At 64.6% G+C, this 1,504-nt stretch carries 1 protein-coding gene; it reads right to left on the bottom strand.

Features of this window, described 5'->3' with window-relative positions:
* Positions 1–78 precede the first annotated feature (78 nt).
* The gene (locus JHC79_RS23770; protein WP_296395567.1) at positions 79–1,392 is read right to left on the bottom strand and encodes a DoxX family protein; all 1,314 of its coding nucleotides are present in this window, start codon (positions 1,390–1,392) and stop codon (positions 79–81) included.
* Positions 1,393–1,504 lie beyond the last annotated feature (112 nt).

Here is a 1,504-nt window from a genome sequence, read left to right on the forward strand (position 1 = left end):
TGTCCGACATCGTCGACGGGTTGATCCGCCTGCCGCTGGCCATGCTCAAGGGTCGACGGAGCTGATCTCGTCTGCGCGTCAGCCGAAGTTGGCGGACTCCTGTACCCAGTGGAACCCGGTGCTGCGTAGCGGGAAATCGTCCAGTTTCTGACGGCGCAGCGTCATGGTGATGCGTTTTCCCCTCGACGTCCCATTTAGACGGATGGCGTCGGGCCCCTGCGGAACGACGGCGAAGTTCGTCTTCGGTTGCTCGAGTGCCACGCGATCGGGTCGCACGTCGGCCGGTGCGCCCACCAGCGAGCCGTCCATCCGTTGGATGGTCACAACGCCGGGTTGATCGACGATGAGCCGTTGCCAGCGGACGGGATCGGTGGTCAGGGGCGGGCGCGCCGCGCCGTCGACCGAGAACTCCGCCACCTTCCAGATGCCGTAGTGCGGTGGCTTCTCCCGGCCGTCGCCGTAGGTGTTCCACGTGTCCAGACCGACCACGACACAACCGATGACGACCCAGACGCCCAGGGCGAGCTGCACCCCGTGCGCGATGCGTTCGGCCCGACGTGAAGCGAACAAGCCGGGCCGGGACTCCCGGACGCTTGCCCGTCCCAGCACGAGGACACCGACGATGCGACGAACCTGCGGTGCGAGCAGGAACGCACTGATCATCAGCAGGTGCGCCGAGAGAATCTTCACCGGGACGTCGAACGTCATGTTGAGCAGGAAGACCTGCGTCATGCTGAACAGACTGAGCAGTGCTCCGGCGGTGGCGGTCCTCGGGATGAAGAGAAGAACGCCGGCTAGGACTTCCACGGAGCCCAGGATCATCTCGTAGGGGTGCGAGGATCCCGTCTGCAACCAGAGCACAGCCATGGGGGTCAGGGTGCCGAAGGGGCTCACCAGGGAGTCCAGCGACGGCGACGGCATCTGTGTCGGAATGAGCTTGGCGAAGCCGTAGGTGAGCATCTGCCCACCCAGGCAGAGTCGAAGGAACAGTGAGAACCACGTGACCAAGCGTGGGTATGCCGGTCGTCGGCGATCCAGGAGCGACCACACGACGGTCCCCGCCACAGCGGCGATCAGCAGGAAGCCGATCAGTACCCAGAACGCCGCCTGATCGCCGCTGCCGGACATCGCGTTGAAGCGAGCGTCGACGTCGAACACGGTGCGGCCGAACCATCGGGTCAGCGGTTGGATCGCCATCAGTTGCCACTGCAGCCAGTTCGCCGGTATGACCTGCGCCAGGACACCGGTGTAGGCGAGCAGGATCTGCGAGATGACGAGGCAGAAGGCGCCGAAATACAGCACACAGAACCGGAACGCGATGCGCACGGGCAGGGGCCACCGCGCGGGGACCTGCTGTTCGTCACTTGACACCGACGAGGATTCGCTGTTCATCGAGGCAATGTCTAGCGAGCCCCTAATTCGTTTGTCAAGCGAATTATCTACGGCACAGGGGAGACGAACCGCGTCAGATCGACGTTGCCGCCCGAGACGAGCAGCCCCACCC

Source organism: Williamsia sp. (assembly GCF_016462415.1).
In the GTDB taxonomy this organism is placed as follows: Bacteria; Actinomycetota; Actinomycetes; order Mycobacteriales; family Mycobacteriaceae; genus Williamsia_A.

Coding starts and splice junctions, on each gene's coding strand:
- JHC79_RS23770 (WP_296395567.1), bottom strand. CDS start 1,392: ATGAACAGCGAATCCTCGTCGGTGTCAAGTGACGAACAGCAGGTCCCC.